The organism is Pseudomonas sp. NFX15, from assembly GCF_049132105.1.
Lineage (GTDB): Bacteria > Pseudomonadota > Gammaproteobacteria > Pseudomonadales > Pseudomonadaceae > Aquipseudomonas.
Genome location: NZ_JAFMPV010000005.1, coordinates 205,106 through 222,833, shown reverse-complemented (window position 1 = coordinate 222,833; position 17,728 = coordinate 205,106). Strand labels below are relative to the sequence as shown.

Annotated in this window: 19 protein-coding genes and 1 pseudogene; 8 read left to right on the top strand and 12 right to left on the bottom strand. The window is 61.1% G+C overall.

The genetic code is table 11. From position 1 onward, the window contains the following. Positions 1-20 precede the first annotated feature (20 nt). The 8 genes from ribE (at position 21) to J1D76_RS08000 (ending at position 5,367) form a co-directional block, all read left to right on the top strand. Complete coding sequence (gene ribE, locus J1D76_RS08035; protein WP_003228649.1) at positions 21-497, top strand: 6,7-dimethyl-8-ribityllumazine synthase; 477 nt, start codon at positions 21-23, stop codon at positions 495-497. Then, entirely contained in the window at positions 494-994 is a 501-nt protein-coding gene (gene nusB / locus J1D76_RS08030; protein WP_056728930.1) for a transcription antitermination factor NusB, read from the top strand. Before ribE ends, nusB begins: the two co-directional genes overlap by 4 nt. A 27-nt stretch (positions 995-1,021) precedes the next feature. After that, the gene (gene thiL / locus J1D76_RS08025) at positions 1,022-1,987 is read left to right on the top strand and encodes a thiamine-phosphate kinase (protein ID WP_421137818.1); all 966 of its coding nucleotides are present in this window, start codon (positions 1,022-1,024) and stop codon (positions 1,985-1,987) included. After that, positions 1,984-2,487 carry a phosphatidylglycerophosphatase A gene (locus J1D76_RS08020; RefSeq protein WP_421137817.1) on the top strand — a complete coding sequence of 168 codons (504 nt, stop codon included), beginning with the start codon at positions 1,984-1,986 and terminating at the stop codon, positions 2,485-2,487. The genes thiL and J1D76_RS08020 overlap by 4 nt, the downstream gene beginning before the upstream one ends. Before the next feature lie 55 nt (positions 2,488-2,542). Further along, positions 2,543-3,298, top strand: a complete 756-nt coding sequence (locus J1D76_RS08015; RefSeq protein ID WP_421137816.1) for a substrate-binding periplasmic protein — start codon at positions 2,543-2,545, stop codon at positions 3,296-3,298. Between the two features lie 235 nt (positions 3,299-3,533). Further along, entirely contained in the window at positions 3,534-4,151 is a 618-nt protein-coding gene (gene ribA, locus J1D76_RS08010; protein WP_421137815.1) for a GTP cyclohydrolase II, read from the top strand. Beyond that, complete coding sequence (locus J1D76_RS08005; RefSeq protein WP_421137814.1) at positions 4,148-4,567, top strand: MFS transporter; 420 nt, start codon at positions 4,148-4,150, stop codon at positions 4,565-4,567. The genes ribA and J1D76_RS08005 overlap by 4 nt, the downstream gene beginning before the upstream one ends. Then, positions 4,567-5,367 (top strand): cobalamin-binding protein, encoded by an 801-nt coding sequence (locus J1D76_RS08000; RefSeq protein ID WP_421137813.1) that lies wholly within the window; start codon positions 4,567-4,569, stop codon positions 5,365-5,367. The genes J1D76_RS08005 and J1D76_RS08000 overlap by 1 nt, the downstream gene beginning before the upstream one ends. Before the next feature lie 151 nt (positions 5,368-5,518). On the opposite strand, the gene J1D76_RS07995 is transcribed toward J1D76_RS08000, so the two are convergent. The 12 genes and pseudogenes from J1D76_RS07995 to J1D76_RS07940 form a co-directional block, all read right to left on the bottom strand. Beyond that, positions 5,519-7,402: a TonB-dependent receptor domain-containing protein gene (locus J1D76_RS07995; RefSeq protein WP_421137812.1), complete on the bottom strand. Its 1,884-nt coding sequence runs from the start codon at positions 7,400-7,402 to the stop codon at positions 5,519-5,521. A gap of 133 nt (positions 7,403-7,535) precedes the next feature. Continuing rightward, positions 7,536-9,434, bottom strand: a complete 1,899-nt coding sequence (gene dxs, locus J1D76_RS07990) for a 1-deoxy-D-xylulose-5-phosphate synthase (protein WP_421137811.1) — start codon at positions 9,432-9,434, stop codon at positions 7,536-7,538. A 91-nt stretch (positions 9,435-9,525) separates the two neighbouring features. After that, positions 9,526-10,413 (bottom strand): (2E,6E)-farnesyl diphosphate synthase, encoded by an 888-nt coding sequence (ispA, locus tag J1D76_RS07985; protein ID WP_421137810.1) that lies wholly within the window; start codon positions 10,411-10,413, stop codon positions 9,526-9,528. Further along, the gene (locus J1D76_RS07980; protein ID WP_007970180.1) at positions 10,410-10,652 is read right to left on the bottom strand and encodes an exodeoxyribonuclease VII small subunit; all 243 of its coding nucleotides are present in this window, start codon (positions 10,650-10,652) and stop codon (positions 10,410-10,412) included. The genes ispA and J1D76_RS07980 overlap by 4 nt, the downstream gene beginning before the upstream one ends. Before the next feature lie 412 nt (positions 10,653-11,064). After that, positions 11,065-11,232: pseudogene (locus tag J1D76_RS07975) on the bottom strand (DUF2135 domain-containing protein); the annotation flags it as partial. 44 nt (positions 11,233-11,276) lie between these two features. Next, on the bottom strand, positions 11,277-12,023 hold the full coding sequence (locus J1D76_RS07970; RefSeq protein ID WP_421137809.1) for a S24 family peptidase: 747 nt from the start codon (positions 12,021-12,023) through the stop codon (positions 11,277-11,279). A 230-nt stretch (positions 12,024-12,253) separates the two neighbouring features. Next, positions 12,254-12,781: an inorganic diphosphatase gene (gene ppa / locus J1D76_RS07965; RefSeq protein WP_007990564.1), complete on the bottom strand. Its 528-nt coding sequence runs from the start codon at positions 12,779-12,781 to the stop codon at positions 12,254-12,256. Between the two features lie 113 nt (positions 12,782-12,894). Beyond that, on the bottom strand, positions 12,895-13,707 hold the full coding sequence (locus tag J1D76_RS07960) for a zinc-dependent peptidase (RefSeq protein WP_421137808.1): 813 nt from the start codon (positions 13,705-13,707) through the stop codon (positions 12,895-12,897). 3 nt (positions 13,708-13,710) lie between these two features. Then, on the bottom strand, positions 13,711-14,367 hold the full coding sequence (locus tag J1D76_RS07955) for a DedA family protein (protein ID WP_421137807.1): 657 nt from the start codon (positions 14,365-14,367) through the stop codon (positions 13,711-13,713). A gap of 286 nt (positions 14,368-14,653) precedes the next feature. Further along, positions 14,654-15,115: a GNAT family N-acetyltransferase gene (locus J1D76_RS07950; protein WP_421137806.1), complete on the bottom strand. Its 462-nt coding sequence runs from the start codon at positions 15,113-15,115 to the stop codon at positions 14,654-14,656. 114 nt (positions 15,116-15,229) lie between these two features. After that, the gene (eutC, locus tag J1D76_RS07945; RefSeq protein WP_421137805.1) at positions 15,230-16,054 is read right to left on the bottom strand and encodes an ethanolamine ammonia-lyase subunit EutC; all 825 of its coding nucleotides are present in this window, start codon (positions 16,052-16,054) and stop codon (positions 15,230-15,232) included. Positions 16,055-16,062: 8 nt separating this feature from the next. After that, positions 16,063-17,457, bottom strand: a complete 1,395-nt coding sequence (locus J1D76_RS07940; protein ID WP_421137804.1) for an ethanolamine ammonia-lyase subunit EutB — start codon at positions 17,455-17,457, stop codon at positions 16,063-16,065. Positions 17,458-17,728: the final 271 nt, after the last annotated feature.

Below are 17,728 nucleotides of genomic sequence, written 5' to 3'. Positions count from 1 at the left end.
CTCTTTAAGAGATCTGACGAATGACCCTGAAGACCATCGAAGGTACCTTCATCGCCCCTAAAGGCCGCTACGCTTTGGTAGTGGGCCGTTTCAACAGTTTCGTCGTTGAAAGCCTGGTCAGCGGTGCCGTTGATGCCCTGGTTCGCCACGGCGTGAGCGAAAGCGACATCACCATCATCCGCGCGCCTGGCGCCTTCGAAATCCCGCTGGTTGCGCAAAAAGTCGCTCAGAAGGGCGAGTTCGCGGCAATCATCGCGCTGGGCGCGGTCATTCGTGGCGGTACTCCGCACTTCGAATACGTGGCGGGCGAATGCACCAAGGGCCTGGCCCAGGTGTCCATGGAGTTCGGCGTTCCGGTTGCCTTTGGCGTCCTGACCGTTGATTCCATCGAGCAAGCCATCGAACGTTCCGGCACCAAGGCCGGCAACAAAGGTGCTGAAGCTGCCCTGTCCGCTCTGGAAATGGTCAGCCTGCTGGCGCAGTTGGAGGCCAAGTGATTAGCGACGAAAGCGATCGTTTCAACCCGCGCGATCCAAAGCCTGCGGATGCCGGCAAGCCATCGAAAAGCGTCAAGCGTCGTGAAGCCCGTCAGCTCGCGACCCAGGCGCTGTACCAATGGCACATGGCCAAGCAGTCGCTGAACGAGATCGAAGCGCAGTTCCGGGTCGATAACGATTTCAGCGATGTCGACGGCGCGTACTTCCGCGAGATCCTGCACGGGGTTCCGCAGTTCAAGACCGAGATCGACACCGCGCTCACGCCATGCCTGGACTTGACCATCGACGAACTGGACCCGGTTGAACTGGCGGTCTTGCGCCTGTCCACCTGGGAGCTGCTCAAGCGCGTCGACGTGCCGTACCGCGTTGTGATCAACGAAGGTATCGAACTGGCCAAGGTCTTCGGTTCCACCGATGGCCACAAGTTCGTCAACGGTGTGCTCGACAAGCTGGCCCCGCGCCTGCGTGAAGCTGAAGTCAAGGCGTTCAAGCGCTAATCCGCGCTTGGACCTCTTGTCTGCGCCATGGGCGAGTTTGAGCTGATCCGCAATTTTTTCGCCGCCGCGCCTTGTGCGCAGGGCGGCGAAGGCGTTGCCCTCGGGATTGGCGATGACTGCGCCTTGCTGGCGGTTCCTCCCGGGGAACAGCTGGCGATTTCTACCGATACGCTGGTGGCTGGTGTGCATTTTGCCGACCCTTGCGATCCGTTTCTGCTCGGTCAGCGCTCGCTGGCCGTTGCGGTCAGCGACCTGGCCGCCATGGGCGCCACTCCAATCGCCTTTACCCTTGCCCTGACCTTGCCGACGGTGACCGCCGATTGGCTGCAAGCCTACGCCCGTGGGTTGAACCTGATGGCGCAAAGCTGCGGCGTGGCCTTGGTGGGTGGCGACACCACGCGTGGGCCGCTGAGCCTGACCATGACCGTGTTCGGCCGTGTGCCGGCCGGCCAGGCGCTGACTCGCAGTGGCGCGCAACCAGGCGATCTGCTGTGCGTGGGCGGCGACCTGGGCAATGCGGCCGGTGCCTTGCCGCTGGTGCTTGGCCAACGCACGGCCGCCGCGAGCATTGCCGAGCCCTTGCTGGCGCATTACTGGTCGCCGCAACCCCAGCTCGGTTTGGGCCAGGCACTGCGCGGCAAGGCGACGTCAGCGCTGGACATTTCCGACGGTCTGCTCGCCGATTGCGGGCACATCGCCCTGGCCTCAAAGGTCGGTATTGATGTCGAGCGCAATCGCCTGCCACTGTCCAGCGCGCTGGTCGCCTTCCTCGGTCAAACGGACGCGCAAGTTGCAGCCCTGAGCGGTGGCGATGATTACGTCCTGGCCTTTACCCTACCGTCCGTCGAGTTGCCGCTATTGCAGGCGGACGGCTGGCCGATTCATGTAATCGGGCAGGTGGTGCCGGGGCAGGGCGTGAAGCTGCTGGACGCCGATGGCCAAGACATCACCCCGCAAACCCGGGGTTATCAACATTTTCGGGAGTCACCGTGACAGATCACCCCAAACAGGTCCCGGCAGAAAACGTTCCGCCGTCGGTCTGGCGTAATCCCTGGCATTTCCTGGCGTTCGGCTTCGGCTCGGGCACCTTGCCAAAGGCGCCTGGCACGTGGGGGTCGTTAGTTGCGCTACCCTTTATCCCGTTGTGGCAGATGCTGCCCGACTGGGGTTACTGGCTGATGCTGGGCATCACCATGCTGTTCGGCTTCTGGTTGTGCGGCAAAGTGGCCGACGATTTGCGAGTGCACGACCACGAAGGCATCGTCTGGGACGAAATGGTCGGGATGTGGATCACCCTGTGGCTGGTGCCCCAAGGTTGGCAGTGGTTGCTGGCGGGCTTCTTGATGTTCCGCTTCTTCGATATCCTCAAGCCCTGGCCGATTCGCTGGATTGACCGGCACGTGCATGGAGGTGTCGGGATCATGCTCGACGACGTCCTGGCCGGGGTATTTGCGTGGTTGGCGATGCAAGGCCTGGTGCATTTTTTCGCCTGATCTGAAGGATGATGAAGGCGTTGATCAGGAGAGCTGTTAATCGGGGGAAGCAGGGATGGTTCTACGAGGATTGATGGTGCTGGCGTTCGCGGCGATGTGCGCGCTCGCCCAGGCAGAAGGCGATCTGGTTGCGCCGCCGTCGGTGATTCACCTGGCCAGCGAAGACTGGGAAGACTACACCGCCGCGGACGGCCACGGTTTGGCCTGGGACGTGCTGCGGCAAGTGTTTGAGCCGGCGGGGGTCAAGGTCGACATTCGCACGGAGCCTTACATACGCTCGCTGGGCCTGGCCGAGCGTGGCGAAGTCGACGCCTGTGTTGGCTCTTATCGTGACGAATCCGAGGGCGTGTTTTACCCGCACTGGAACTTCGACACCGATCATATCTATGCCCTTGGCCTGGCGAGCAGCCCGGTGCCGACGGTGCAAACCCTGGGCAATTATCGTCTGGCCTGGGTCCGTGGCTACGATTACCAGCATTACCTGCCTAATGTGCAGCACTTTGCTGAAGTGCAGCGTCGAACCGGCATCGTTTCGATGCTGGCTCATAACCGCGCCGACTTCTACATCGATGCCCTGACCGAAGTCGATTACGTGCGCAAACTGGCCAAGGATTCTGGGCAATTGCGCAGCACCCATATCGCCGAGTTGCCGCTGTTCCTGTGTTTCGCCAAGACTCCGAAAGCGCGCAGCTTGATGGCCCTGTTCGATCAGCGCATGGAGCAACTGGTCAAAAGCGGCGAACTCAAACCGATCTTCGAGCGCTGGAAACAGCCTTACCCGTTTGAGTCGAACACGGCGCAAACCCCATGATCGGCGGGGCCACTTGTAGGAGCGAGCCTGCTCGCGAAAGCGGTCTGTCAGGCAACAATGTTATCGACTGACACGATGCCTTCGCGAGCAAGCTCGCTCCTACAGGGATTGCAGCGCCGCCGATATCAAACTTTTTGATAGTTATCGCCGATAATTCAGCCTAAGCGTCCTCCAGAACCTGCTGTTACAATGCCGGCTCTGCGAATCTTCAGACTTTTAGAACAGGAGCACACCGGTGCCTGTCGTTTTTGTCGCCGCTTCCAAGCTGCCAACGCCTTTTGCGCAATTCACCATGCACGGCTTTCTCGACGAAGCCACCGGCCGCGAGCACGTTGTGCTGAGCCTGGGTGAGTTCGACGACGGTGCCCCGGTACTCGGCCGATTGCATTCCGAATGCCTGACGGGCGATGCCCTGTTCAGCCAGCGTTGCGACTGCGGCTCGCAACTGGAGGCCGCCCTGCAGGCCATCGCCCGCGAAGGTCGTGGCGTGTTGTTGTACCTGCGTCAGGAAGGCCGGGGCATTGGCCTTTTGAACAAGATCCGCGCCTATGAGCTGCAGGACGGTGGCGCCGATACCGTTGAAGCCAACGAGCGCCTGGGTTTTGCCGCCGACCAGCGTGACTACGCCATGTGCCTGCCGATGCTCGAGCACCTGGGCGTGAAGTCCCTGCGCCTGATGACCAACAACCCGCGCAAGGTCAAAGCGTTGACCGACATGGGTATCGTGGTCGCCGAGCGCGTGCCGTTGCACACCGGCCACAACCCGCACAACCGCCTGTACCTGGCGACCAAGGCCAGCAAGCTCGACCACATGATGGGCAACGAGCACCAGGGCGAGGCCGACCGGGCGTGACCCGCGGTCAGGTGCGGCGGCGACTGTCCGTCAACTGGTGGCAATACCTGGCGCTGGCCTTGTTGCCGCTGTTCGTGATCAACGCCGTGTTCGGTCAGACCGAAGCCATCCTGCCGGTGTTGGCGATGCCACTGTTCATCGCCGGCGTCGCTTCGATGTTTGTCAGCCTGAAGTTTTTTGGCGCCTACAAACACGCACTGATCGCGACCCAGAAAGCCCTCGATACCCCTGAAGAACCCGCCGCATGGATCAGCCTGGCCGCCAAGCGGCGCACGGCGTTCCTTGCCGCCGGGCTACCGGCCTGGATCGGTGCGCTGGCGGTGTTCGTCGGTCTCGAAGCGGTGCCGCTGATGTTGCTGGCACTGTCAACCGCCGTGCTGTTCTACCTCTACCGTATTCCGCGTCAACTCGGCTGATGCGCGCAACCTGGCTGGCGGTGTTCCTGCTGGCCATCAGTGGCTCGGCCATCGCGGCGCAACGGGTCGTGAGCCTCGCGCCGTCGCTCTCTGAAATCGTCGTTGAACTGGGTTCGGCCGACCTGCTGGTCGGCGTGCTGGACGCCGGTGAGCGACCGGCCGAACTCAAGCACTTGCCCTCGGTTGGCCGCTATGGCCAGTTGGACATGGAACGCCTGCTCAGCCTCAAGCCCGATCTGTTGCTGTTATGGCCCGGCAGTGTCGGCCCGGCCCAGAGGGATCAGCTCAAGCGGCTGAACATTCCCACCTACGTGGCCGAACCTCACAGCCTGGAGCAGCTCACCGCGCAAATCGAAGCCATTGCCGACCAGCTCGGCCGGCCTGAGCGCGGCGTTTCATTGGCGAGTGACTTGCGCCAGAGGCTGGAGGCACTGCGTCAACGTTATCGTCGGGATCAGCCGTTGCGGGTGTTCTATCAGGTCTGGGACCGGCCGTTGTATACCGTCGGCGGCGAACAGATCATCAGCGATGCGCTGGAGGTGTGTGGTGCCCATAACGTATTTGCCGACCAGAAACTGCCGGCACCGCAGGTCAGTGTGGAAGCCGTGTTGCAGCGCAATCCCGAGGTGATCCTGGCCAGCGATCAGGCGCAGCTTGATGCCTGGAAAGCGTGGCCGCAGGTCGCGGCGGTGGCGCAAGGGCAATTGCGATGGGTGACCGACAAAGGCCTGGAGCGACCGAGTGGGCAGATGATCGAGGCGACGGCCAAGTTGTGCCAGCTTCTTCAGCCGAACCGCTGACCTGTGGCGAGGGGGCTTGCCCCCGTTGGGCTGCGAAGCAGCCCCAAGTCTTAGAATGATGTTTCATCAGGCATGCGACATCAGCCTGATTGCGGTCGCTGCGCAACCGAACGGGGGCAAGCCTCCTCGCCACAAATGATCGAGTCTGGCTTTATATCCCCGGTGTCCACGTCACCCCGAACATCCACGCTCGACCTTCCTCGCGATACCCGTACTCGCTTCCTTCAAAGCTGTACAACGCCCGGCTGTAACCCTTGTCCAGCAGGTTATCGACCTTCAGCTCCAGGGTGATTTCACGATCCAGCGCCCAACTGCTGCGCAGCCCCAACAACGCATAACCCCCCAGCGGTTGCTGATTGTTCAGGTCGTCGAAGCTGCTGCTGATCGCTTGCCAACTGGCGCCAAGGCCGAGGCGGTCGAACTGTTTGTCCATGTCCCAGCTCAAGGTACGCCGCGCACGACGGGCGAGGGTATGGCCGGTGTCGCGATCACGCGGGTCGATGATCGCCACGCCAAGATTGCTTTGCCAGCCGAACAGGTCCTGCTTGAGCGTCGCTTCAAAGCCGTTGATCCGCGCCGAGGCGACGTTCTCCGGGCGCGAGTTGCTGCCGAAGATGATCGCGTCTTCCAGGTCGGTGCGATACAGCGAAGTTTCCAGCCGGCTGTTCTCGGTCAACTGGCTGCGCCATTGCAGCTCATAGCTTTTCGAGGTTTCAGGCTTCAAGTGCGGGTTGCTGAAGTCCGGGTAATACAGGTCGTTGAACGTCGGTGCGCGGAAGCCTTCGGTGTAGGAGAGCAACACTTCGTTGTCCGGGTTCAGCGGCAGGGTGAAGGTACCGCTCCAGGTGTTCTGGCTGCCGAATTGCTGGTTATCGTCGTGGCGCAGACCCAGCTCCGTGGAGAAACTGTCCGCCCGATAACGGTGCTGGATAAACGCCGCGCGGTTCCAGCGGCTGTCTTCGTCGAATGCGGTGCTGCTGTTGACCCGGTCTTCATACCAGTCGCCGCCCAGCATCACGCTGTTGCGCTCGTTGAGCGTCAGGTCGTTCTGCCAGGTCACCGAGTCGCGATAGGTGTTGAACACGGTACGTTCATCGCTGAGCTTGTCGAGGGTCTTCTCGCGGTTTTCGCTGTGGCCGACATCAATGCGGGTTTTCCACAGGTCGTTGACCCGTGCATCGACATAGCTGCTGAAGCTGCTCACGTTGAAGTCGCTGTAGGGCTGTTGCTGCACCGATTCGAAGGTGTTCATGTCGAAGCGACCGAACGGGTTGTCGAACTCGCTTTTGCCGCGGTTATCCAGCACGTTGCCGCCGATCTCGACGTCATCGCTGAGCGCGTGGCTCAGACTCAGGCTGAACGACTTGTTGCGGTATTCGTCATGGTCGCCGTCGCTGGGGTACGACTCATGGGTGCGGTTGATCCCGGCGGTTTCATCCAGGCTGGCGCCGAGGTTGAAGCGGGTTTTCTCGTCACCACCGGACAACCCGAGGCTGCGTTCCCAGGTCTGGTTGCTGCCAAACCCCATGTGCAAACGCGGTTGCAGGCCTTGCTCGCCGCCTCGGCGGGTGAAGATCTGAATCACCCCGCCAATCGCATCGCTGCCATAAATCACCGAGCGGGAACCGCGCAGCACTTCCACGCGCTCGACCTGTTCGATGTTGATGTGTTGCAGGTTGCTGTCGCCGGAGGTCGAGCTGCCGATGCGCTGGCCGTCCACCAACACCAGGCTCTGCGCCGACTGGGTACCGCGGATGTACACGCCCGGAAGGCTGCCGCGCCCGCCCGTCTGCGAGACTTGCACGCCCGGCACCCGGCGCAGCAGGTCAGTGACGCTGTCCGGTTGCAGGCGGTCGATGTCTTCGCGGGTAAACACCGTGTTGGCAGCGCTGCTGTCGTTGCGCGCTTCGACTTGGCGGTTGGCGCTGATCAGCACCTCGGGCAGTTTCAGGGCCTGGTCGCGTTCGAAGGTGTCGGCCAGCAGTTGGCCAGCCGGCAACAGGGTCAGTGTCAGGGCCAGACGAGAGAAATTCATGGTCAATTCTTGTGTTTCAAGGACGGTGCGGTCCTTGTAGGAGCTGCGGTGCGGCGATCCGACTTGCCAGCGAAGCTTTTGGCGTCCATAAGGACGCCTTCGCCGGCAAGCCGGCTCCTACAGGGGATGGGATTTAGAGGTTGAGCCGTTGCAGGCGCTCGCGGATCGACGCCTCGATTCCGGCTTCGTCCAGGCCACACTCGGCCAGCATTTGCGCAGGCTTGGCGTGTTCGACGTAGAGGTCCGGCAAGCCCAGGTGCAGCATCGACTTGAGAATGTTCTCGCGAGCGAGGAATTCGCTGACCGCGCCACCGGCGCCGCCCATGATCGCGTTTTCTTCGACGGTCACCAGCAACTCGTGACTGGCGGCCATTTCGCGAACCAGCGCTTCGTCCAGCGGCTTGACGAAGCGCATGTCGACCACGGTCGCGTCCAGCGTCTCAGCGACTTTCAGGGCTTCGGCCAGTTGCACGCCGAACACCAGCAGGGCGACTTTGCTGCCCTGGCGACGAATCACGCCCTTGCCGATCTCGATCGGCTCGAGGTCTTTCTCGATGGTCGCGTTCGGGCCATTGCCACGCGGGTAACGCACCGCCGCCGGGCCTTCGTAGAGGTGACCGGTGGTGAGCATCTTGCGCAGTTCGTTTTCGTCACTCGGGGTCATCACCAGCATGCCGGGGATGCAGCGCAGGTACGAAAGGTCGAAGCTGCCGGCGTGGGTCGGGCCGTCTTCGCCCACCAGGCCGGCGCGGTCGATGGCGAACAGCACGTCGAGATTCTGCACTGCAACGTCATGCACCAACTGGTCGTAGCCGCGTTGCAGGAACGTCGAATAGATCGCCACCACCGGTTTGGCGCCTTCGCAGGCCATGCCGGCCGCGAGGGTCACGGCGTGCTGCTCGGCAATCGCCACGTCGAAGTAGCGCAGCGGGAAACGTTCGCTGAACGCCACCAGGTCCGAGCCTTCCTTCATCGCCGGGGTGATCCCGACCAGACGTGGATCCGCCGCTGCCATGTCGCACAGCCATTCGCCAAACACACCGGAGTATTTCGGCCCGCTGGCCTTTTTCGGCGCGACGGCCGGGGCGTCCAGCGGTTCGAGTTTGGTGATGGCGTGGTAACCGATCGGGTCGACTTCCGCCGGGGCGAAGCCTTTGCCTTTCTTGGTGACGATGTGCAGGAACTGCGGGCCCTTCAGATCGCGCATGTTGCGCAGGGTAGCGATCAGGGTCGGCAGGTCGTGGCCGTCGATCGGGCCGATGTAGTTCCAGCCCAGCTCTTCGAACAGCGTGCCGGGTACCAGCATGCCTTTTGCGTATTCTTCGGTGCGGCGGGCGATTTCCCAGGCGCCGGGCAGGCGCGACAGGACTTTCTTGCTGCCTTCACGCATGCTCGCGTAAGTGCGGCTGGAAAGGATCTTCGCCAGGTAATTCGACAAGCCACCGACGTTGCGCGAGATCGACATGTCGTTGTCGTTGAGAATCACCAGCATGTTGGCGTCCACTTCCGGCGCATGGTTCAGCGCTTCGAACGCCATGCCCGCGGTCAACGCACCGTCGCCGATCACCGCAATGGCCTTGCGATCACTGTTCTGCAGGCGGGCGGCAATCGCCATGCCCAGCGCGGCACTGATCGAGGTACTGGAGTGACCGACGCCAAAGGTGTCGTACTCGCTTTCGGAACGACGCGGGAAAGCGGCGATGCCGTCCTTTTGGCGCAGGGTGCCCATGCGCTCGCGACGACCGGTGAGGATCTTGTGCGGATAAGCCTGATGACCCACGTCCCACACCAGCCGGTCATCCGGGGTGTCGAAGACGTAATGCAGCGCGATGGTCAGCTCGATCACGCCCAGCCCGGCACCGAAATGCCCACCGGTCTGGCCGACCGTGTAGAGCAATTCCAGGCGCAACTCATCGGCCAGTGTTTCCAGCTCGGCTTCGCCTAACCGGCGCAGGCCGTCCGGCGTGTTCGCGCGGTCGAGCAGGGGCGTGGTCGGGCGCTTGCGGGGAATCTCATGAAACGTCGTGGGCATCAGGCGAATCGTTATAGGTATAAAAGATGCGGCAGTTTACCTGATGCTTCGCCCCCTGCCCACGCGTTGGTCTTTTTTGGCGGATTCGCCGTCAGCTGCGCCGATCGACGATATACCGGGCCAGGTCACGCAATGGCTCGGCAGCCGCGTCAAACGGTCGCAGCGCGTGCAGCGCCTGGTCACGCAGTTCCAGGGCATAGGCCTTGGCGGCGTCGAGGCCGAGCAGGGCCGGGTAGGTTGGTTTATCCCGGGCAATGTCGGCACCCTGGCGTTTGCCGAGGGTTTCGGTATCGCTTTCGACGTCGAGGATGTCGTCCTGCACCTGGAAGGCCAGGCCGATGGCCTGTGCATAAGTCTGCAGGGACTTGAGCTCGTCTTTCTCGGCGCGGCCGCTGGCCAGCGCGCCGAGCTTGACGCTGACCTCGATCAACGCGCCGGTCTTGTGCCGATGCATGTACTCCAGGGCTTTCTGGTCGAGCTTCAGGCCTACCGAACCGAGGTCGATGGCCTGACCGCCAACCATGCCCGCCGGGCCTGCCGCCCGTGCCAGGGCGCTGACCATTTGCAGACGAATTTCGGCATCCGCCGTGCTCAGGCGCGGGTCGAGCAGGGCGCTGAAAGCCAGGCTCTGCAAGCCGTCGCCCGCGAGGATCGCGCAGGCTTCATCGAATTTCTTGTGGGTGGTGGGTTGGCCGCGACGCAGATCGTCGTCGTCCATCGCCGGCAAATCGTCATGCACCAGCGAGTAGGCGTGGATCAGTTCTACCGCACAAGCCGCGCCGTTGGCTTGCTCGGCCTGGCCGCCCAATGCTTCGCACGCGGCGTAGGCCAGCAGCGGGCGCACGCGTTTGCCGCCATTCATCACGCTGTAGCGCATGGCCTCGTACAGCCGCGCCAGCTCCGGGCTAGGCGCCGTGAACAAGGTTTCCAGGGCCGTATTGACGCGGGCCTGGCTGGTTGCCGAGTACGCTGCAATCATTCTGGCTGATCCGCGTCGAAGGGTTCCTCGGCCAACTCGCCATCACGCTCGAGCAGTACCTGAACCTTCTGCTCGGCCTGGGCCAGCGCCGCCTGGCAATCGCGGGTCAGACCGATGCCTTGCTCGAAAGCGGCCAGCGAGTCCTCCAGCGACAATTCGCCATTCTCCAGACGCTCCACCAGCGTTTGCAGGTCGGCGAGGGATTGTTCGAAATCCAGTGCAGCTTTTTTGCGGGCCATGGCGGCGATTTCCGGTTGACGTTAAACCGGCGCGACACTAGCAGATAGGGGGTTCATGGGCAAATGAGCGGGGTGTTTGTTGATGCAATATCAGGGTGGAAAAAACTGTGGCGAGGGCGCTCTGCCGGGCGTTTCCCACTGGGAATTTGCGTCAAACCTGCGTATGCTGCGCCCCACATTTGCGCATCAACCCGCCCAGCGGCTCTGATCGCACCGACCTGGCAGATGATTTTCTCCCCAGGTCCCACAGCCGGACGCAAGATCCGGGTGTACGTTTTGAAGGCTGGCGCGGTTTACCAAAAATGATCCAAGCCAGTCCCCGAGAAGCCGGCCACAAGCCGGCTTTTTAATGCCTGTACGAAAGTGAGCAGCCCCTTATCCGGATTAGTCGCAGCACTGCGGTCACTCTTTCTCACGGATAACTAAACGATTTCACCAAGGTCAATTCCCCCACCGCCCGCATCGGCACCAGGAACGTCTCCATCTTTTCACTCGGCGTGCCTTCCTCGGTAATCACCGTCACCGTCACCGTCACCTGCGCCGTAGTCAGTGGTTGCACCGTGTCTTCCTGTCCCTCTTCACACTTGGCCACCAAGGTGGGTGGCCGATAGGCGTTCTGAGGGCTTATAGAAACGGCACCGCCGGTCGCCGTTTGTTCAGGGTCGACCACCAGAAGACCCAACCCAGCACCCTGATGTTCTGTTCTTCGATTTGCGCGGCCCTGAAGATTTCATCCGGGTATTCGGCGCGGTTGTGGCTGCGCAGGCGCAGGGAGTTGCCTGGCAGGCGATGCAGGTACTTGATGCGCAGCATGCCGTCGTGTTCGATGGCGTAGATTTCACCGTCGATAATCTGTGTCAGGCCACGGTCAATTGCCAGGGTCGAGCCGTCTTCAATTTTCTCGCCCATGCTGTTGCCGCTCATGAGGGCGCAAATCGCGTCGGCGTGGTTGATTTCCAGCGAGTCGAGGTGGCTGCGGGGCAGGCGGATGGATTGGTCAGAGTCCTTGATGACGTGGGTTTTGCTGGACCCCGGTGCCGTGACCACCTCTTTGAAGAACGGCAGTTCGATATCAATGGGTTCGACGACTGTATAGATGCCGCGGATGGTCTGGGCATCGAATAGGTTTCCCGACTCGTCGAGCAGGCGCAGGTGTTTGGCATCCTTGGGACCTTCGCCGGTTTTCAGCCAGTCGCGGTTGACGGACAGTTTTCGGGCCACCTCTTCCATGCAGTGGGCGGGCACACCGCGGGTGTACCAGTTATGCACATTCTGCGGAGCCGTATCCAGGAATTCGGCAAATCCGGTGGTCGTGATGTTCGCTGCTTCGAGCAGCATTTTGAAGCGTGGGCCGCTAGTGTTCTTTTTCATAAACAGGAGTCTACTGGCGGCGGGTAAGGCTTTGAATAAACGGACCGTTCAAATTTCGCGGGAAATTTACGACTTGATGTAAGACGTGTTTGAGGAAAATTAAACACGTAAAAACCGAAGTGCGGAGAGTTAAACAATATGTTTGGATGGCGCTTTTCAAGCGCCCACAAAAAACCCCGGATCAACCGGGGTTTTTCTTGTCGCTTGCCGCTTTTAGCGTGCAGCGGTGCTTAGCCTTTATAGGCAGCAACCGACTTGGTGATCGCTTCGCGGGCGGCGTCTGCACCGGCCCAGCCTTCGATCTTCACCCATTTGCCTTTTTCGAGATCCTTGTAGTTCGCGAAGAAGTGCTCGATCTGCTGGATCAGCAGGGCAGGCAGGTCGGTGTATTCCTTCACGTCGACGTACAGCTGGGACAGCTTGTCGTGTGGGACTGCGATGACCTTGGCGTCGCCGCCGCCGTCGTCGGTCATGTTCAGGATGCCGACCGGACGGGCGCGGATCACCGAACCTGGTGCAACCGGGTAAGGGGTCACGACCAGCACGTCGAGGGGATCACCGTCGTCAGCCAGGGTGTTGGGAATATAACCGTAGTTGGCCGGGTAGAACATTGGGGTGGCCATGAAACGGTCAACGAACAGGCAATCGCTGTCTTTGTCGATTTCGTATTTGATCGGCGCGTGGTTGGCCGGAATCTCGATCGCGACGTAGATGTCGTTCGGCAGGTCTTTGCCAGCCGGAATCTTGCTGTAGCTCATTGGGCGTTGCCCCCGTTAGTTGACCAAAAACACTTGGCCGGATTGACCAAAAAGTGGCGGCGATTATAGGCATATTCCCGTGTCGACGCTACGTACCAGACGTTGTATGGCGCTCACTGGTGTGGCTGATAGACCGGGTCATGCGCCTGAAGTTGCTTGAGCCTTCCCAGCGGGTCCTGGCGATAGAACAGCTTCAACTGCTCGTACACCTGTGGATAAGCCTCGTGCAGCAAATCCGGGGCACTGAAGAAGTATTCGCTGGTGACGGCAAAGAACTCGGCCGGGTTTTCGGCGGCATACGGGTCGATGGCGGTTTCGGCATCGGGATTGCGCTCCAGTTGCCGGTCGAGGTCGTCGTAGGCCTCCTGCATGACCCTGGCCCAGTCGCTGACGCGCATGTCGGGGTGTAGCGGCGGCAGGCCGTTGGCAACACCGTTGAGCATGTCGAGTTTGTGCGCCAGTTCGTGGATCACCAGGTTATAGCCTTCCCAGCCACCGCTGGCCATCACGCCCGGCCAGGCGAGGATGATCGGGCCTTGCTGCCAGGCTTCTCCGCTGTGCTCACCGTCCCATTCGTGCTCGACGCCACTGGCATCGCGATGCCGCTGGGGGCTCAGGAAGTCGTCGGGGTAGAGAATGATTTCATGAAAACCCTGATACCAGTTCAGGTCGCCAAGGTTCAGCAACGGCAATTGCGCCTGGGCGGCCAGCAACAGGCGTTGTTCCTGATGCAGTTCGACACCGGGGAGGGTGGTCAGGTGTTTGTCGTCGAGAAACAGCACACACGCTTCGCGTAGCCATTGGTCTTCGACGGCGCTGATGCCGTCGAGAAACGTCAGGTGATGGCGCACCCGTTGCCACATGTCATCGGCAATCGGGTGCTTGGCCAGGATTCGCTGGCGACGCCAGGTGCTGAAAAAACCCATCGGTCAGCGCGATTCGGCTTTGGAACTCGAATTGGCAAGCCGGGAGCGCACGATGCCAATGATCATCGGCACCAGCGACAGCAGGATGATGCCGACAATCAGCAACGACAGGTTTTTCTTGATGAATGGCACGTTGCCGAAGAAATAACCGAGTGTCACCAGGCCGCCGACCCACAGGATAGTGCCCAGCACACTGAAGGCGAAGAAGCGCGGATAGGGCATTTTGCCGACACCGGCGACGAACGGTGCAAAGGTGCGAATGATCGGCAGGAAACGCGCCAAGGTCACGGTTTTGCCACCGTGCTTGTCGTAGAAATCGTGGGTTTGTTGCAGGTAATCGCGCCGGAAGATTTTCGAGTTCGGATTGCTGAACAGTTTTTCACCCGCCGTTCGTCCGATGATGTAGTTGGTGCTGTCGCCCAGGATCGCCGCCAGCATCAACAGGCCACCGAGCAGCACTGGGTCCATGCCGCCGCCGGCAGCCACTGCGCCGGCAATGAACAGCAGGGAATCGCCCGGCAGGAATGGCATCACTACCAGGCCCGTTTCACAGAAGATCACCATGAACAAAATGGCGTAGATCCAGGCCCCGTAGTTGGTTACGAGCATGTCGAGGTAGACATCGAGATGCAGGACAATGTCGATCAGGTTGAAATCCATGAAAGCACCTGTGGTAAATGGCCCAACTCGGCAGGCCTGTGCGGATAACTTCGGGTAAGACTACAGACGGGTGTAGTTTTTCTTACATGCCGGGGAGGTCGGGATTATACGAGGCGAGAGGTGAAAATCGCGTCGAGATTGTAGCGAGGGATGTCGTGGCTGACCGATGGCTTTTATCGGTCCCTGTAGGAGCAAGCCTGCTCGCGAAAGCGCCGTATCAATCAACATCAATGTTGAATGTGAAGCCGTCTTCGCGGGCAAGCTCGCTCCTACAAATTCAGACGCTTCAAAGTTCGTCGCTGATCGGCAGCACATAGTTCTTGAATTCAGTGTCTTCCTTGAATCCGATGGACTCGTAGGTGGCCTGCGCGACTTTGTTGTGGCTGCTGGTGGAAACACGCATGCGCACGGCATTGGTTTCCTTGGCCATTTTTTTCGCGGTGCGGATCAAGTTGTCGGCCACCAATTGGCGGCGGGCGTCCTCGGCGACGTAGATGTCGTTGAGGATCCACACGCGCTTGAGCGACAGCGATGAAAAGCTTGGGTACAGCTGACAGAAACCCATCAGCTTGTTGCTGTCGTCATCGGACAGCGCCAGATAGATCACCGACTCCTTGCGACGCAGGCGTTTTTCGAGGAACGCACGGGACGAGTCCGGGTACGGCAGGGAACCATAAAACTCGCGATATCGGACGAACAACGGGGTCAACAGGTCCAGGTGTTCGAGGGTCGCTTGAATAATCCGCATGGTAGGTCTCGTCTTCAAGTGGCTGTCTTGCGTCTCTGACGGCGATGGGAAACCCTTGGCGGCCGCGCCACGATCCTGCCTGAAATTGGTACGAATGTGCAATGCGGAAGCGGTTCAGGCATCCGGCGGGCCGAGCAGGAAATTACCTTTCATGTCGGCGCCAGTCTCCGAGTCCAGTGTCTGAACCTTGGCTTCGTCCTTGAGATTGACCCCCGACAGCTGCCGCCGACAGGCTTCGCGCATCAAATACAGCAAACGGTGGGCCGCCATGCCGTAGCTCAAGCCTTCGAGCCGGACATTGGAGATGCAATTGCGGTAGGCATCGGTCAGGCCGACCTTGGGATTGTAGGTGAAATATAAACCCAGGCTGTCCGGGGAGCTGAGGCCAGGGCGTTCGCCGATGAGGATCACGGTCATCCTGGCGCCGAGTAACTCACCGATTTCGTCAGCGACCGCTACCCGGCCCTGTTCCACGAGCATGACGGGGGCGACGGACCAGTCGTCGTCGGCCATCTGCGCTTCGAGACGCGCCAGAAACGGCAGGGTATGGCGATGAACCGCCAGCGCCGACAGGCCGTCAGCGACCACGATCACCAGGTCCACACCGCCCGGATGGGCCGCAGCAACGTCACGCAGGGTCTGCGCCGAGGCATCACTGAGTTTTCGCCCCAGATCGGGGCGTTGCAGGTACGTGTTGCGATCTGTTGCCGCACTGTGCAGCAGCAGGCTTTCGCGACCGCGCTCGGCCAGTTGCGCACGGAGGGCAGGATGATCGAACGGCAGGTGCACGGCATCCCGCGCCTGCGCATGGGCATACTGGAAGTCCAGCTGTGCGCGGGTTGGAATGCTGGTGCCGGTACGGCCCAGGGCAATCCGCGCCGGCGTCAGACGGCGCAGTTCCAGCCATGGGTTGTGAGGATCGAAGGGCAGTTTTTCCATGTCTATCGTCATCCCAGTTGCGCCAAAGCCTGCCGAAAGGCTGGCGGCAGGTTGTCGCCGAAGAGCACTCTGCCGTCCGCTTGCGTGAAGATGCCCATTTTTGCCAGCCACTGTTCGAATTCCGGTGCAGGCTTCAGGCCAAGGGTCTGGCGGGCATAAAGCGCGTCGTGGAACGACGTGGTCTGGTAATTGAGCATGATGTCGTCAGAGCCCGGAATGCCCATGATGAAGTTGATCCCGGCCACGCCCAGCAGCGTCAGCAGGGTATCCATGTCGTCCTGGTCGGCTTCGGCGTGATTGGTGTAGCAGATGTCGCAGCCCATGGGCACGCCCAGCAGCTTGCCGCAGAAATGGTCTTCGAGGCCGGCGCGGATGATTTGCTTGCCGTTGTACAGGTATTCCGGGCCGATGAAGCCGACGACCGTGTTCACCAGGAACGGCTTGAAATGCCGGGCCACGGCGTAAGCACGGGTTTCGCAGGTCTGCTGGTCGACGCCGTGATGGGCGTTGGCCGACAGCGCGCTGCCCTGGCCGGTTTCGAAATACATCAGGTTTCGCCCGAGCGTGCCGCGATTGAGGCTTAGGCCCGCGTCGTAGCCTTCCTGCAAAATGTTGAGGTTGATACCGAAACTGGCGTTGGCCGCTTCGGTGCCGGCAATCGACTGGAACACCAGGTCCAGCGGCACGCCGCGATTGATGGCCTCAATGGAGGTGGTGACGTGGGTCAGCACGCACGCCTGGGTCGGGATCTCGTAGCGCTGGATGATCGCGTCGAGCATTTCCAGCATGGCGCAGATGGACGCGATGCTGTCGGTGGCCGGGTTGATGCCGATCATCGCATCGCCGTTGCCGTGCAGCAGGCCGTCGAGAATGCTCGCGGCAATGCCCGCCGGCTCGTCGGTGGGGTGGTTGGGTTGCAGGCGCGTGGACAGGCGTCCGCGCAGGCCCAGGGTGCCGCGAAATTGTGTGACCACGCGGATTTTCTGCGCCACCAGCACCAGATCCTGCACGCGCATGATCTTCGACACGGCCGCGACCATTTCCGGGGTCAGGCCTGGGGCGAGGGCACGCAGGATCGGTTCATCGGCCGCATCGCTGAGCAGCCAGTCGCGAAAACCGCCCACGGTCAGGTGGCTGACCACGGCGAAGGCCTGTTGGTCATGGGTGTCGATGATCAGTCGGGTGACTTCATCGGACTCGTAGGGAATCAGCACTTCCTGGAGGAAGTGCTGCAGCGGAATATCGGCCAGGGCCATTTGCGCGGCCACGCGCTCGCCATCATTGAGCGCGGCGACGCCGGCCAGGAAGTCCCCGGAACGTGCCGGGCTGGCCTTGGCCATGACTTCCTTGAGGCCGTCGAAACGGTAGGTCTGGGCGCCGACGGTATGGACGAATGCGGCCATGGGGCGATGTCCTCCATTTATTACTGCAATCTGCTTTTGTAGGAGCGAGCCTGCTCGCGATGCAGGCAACGGGAGCCAACCTTTAGACTTATACCGCAGTGATGCAATCGCGAGCAGGCGCACTCCTACAGGGAATGTATTTACACTTGGATAAGGCAGCGCCCGTCTGGTGGCTCGGCGTCGGTGCAATCTTGGGCGATTAATCTTGCAATAAACTATAGGAAGCAATTGCGAGCAAGGCCTGTGCCAGAGCGGCCAGGCCTTGTTCGTG

Coding starts and splice junctions, on each gene's coding strand:
- ribE (WP_003228649.1), top strand. CDS start 21: ATGACCCTGAAGACCATCGAAGGTACCTTCATCGCCCCTAAAGGCCGC.
- thiL (WP_421137818.1), top strand. CDS start 1,022: ATGGGCGAGTTTGAGCTGATCCGCAATTTTTTCGCCGCCGCGCCTTGT.
- J1D76_RS08015 (WP_421137816.1), top strand. CDS start 2,543: ATGGTTCTACGAGGATTGATGGTGCTGGCGTTCGCGGCGATGTGCGCG.
- J1D76_RS08000 (WP_421137813.1), top strand. CDS start 4,567: ATGCGCGCAACCTGGCTGGCGGTGTTCCTGCTGGCCATCAGTGGCTCG.
- J1D76_RS07995 (WP_421137812.1), bottom strand. CDS start 7,402: ATGAATTTCTCTCGTCTGGCCCTGACACTGACCCTGTTGCCGGCTGGC.
- dxs (WP_421137811.1), bottom strand. CDS start 9,434: ATGCCCACGACGTTTCATGAGATTCCCCGCAAGCGCCCGACCACGCCC.
- ispA (WP_421137810.1), bottom strand. CDS start 10,413: ATGATTGCAGCGTACTCGGCAACCAGCCAGGCCCGCGTCAATACGGCC.
- J1D76_RS07980 (WP_007970180.1), bottom strand. CDS start 10,652: ATGGCCCGCAAAAAAGCTGCACTGGATTTCGAACAATCCCTCGCCGAC.
- J1D76_RS07970 (WP_421137809.1), bottom strand. CDS start 12,023: ATGAAAAAGAACACTAGCGGCCCACGCTTCAAAATGCTGCTCGAAGCA.
- ppa (WP_007990564.1), bottom strand. CDS start 12,781: ATGAGCTACAGCAAGATTCCGGCTGGCAAAGACCTGCCGAACGACATC.
- J1D76_RS07960 (WP_421137808.1), bottom strand. CDS start 13,707: ATGGGTTTTTTCAGCACCTGGCGTCGCCAGCGAATCCTGGCCAAGCAC.
- J1D76_RS07955 (WP_421137807.1), bottom strand. CDS start 14,367: ATGGATTTCAACCTGATCGACATTGTCCTGCATCTCGATGTCTACCTC.
- J1D76_RS07950 (WP_421137806.1), bottom strand. CDS start 15,115: ATGCGGATTATTCAAGCGACCCTCGAACACCTGGACCTGTTGACCCCG.
- eutC (WP_421137805.1), bottom strand. CDS start 16,054: ATGGAAAAACTGCCCTTCGATCCTCACAACCCATGGCTGGAACTGCGC.
- J1D76_RS07940 (WP_421137804.1), bottom strand. CDS start 17,457: ATGGCCGCATTCGTCCATACCGTCGGCGCCCAGACCTACCGTTTCGAC.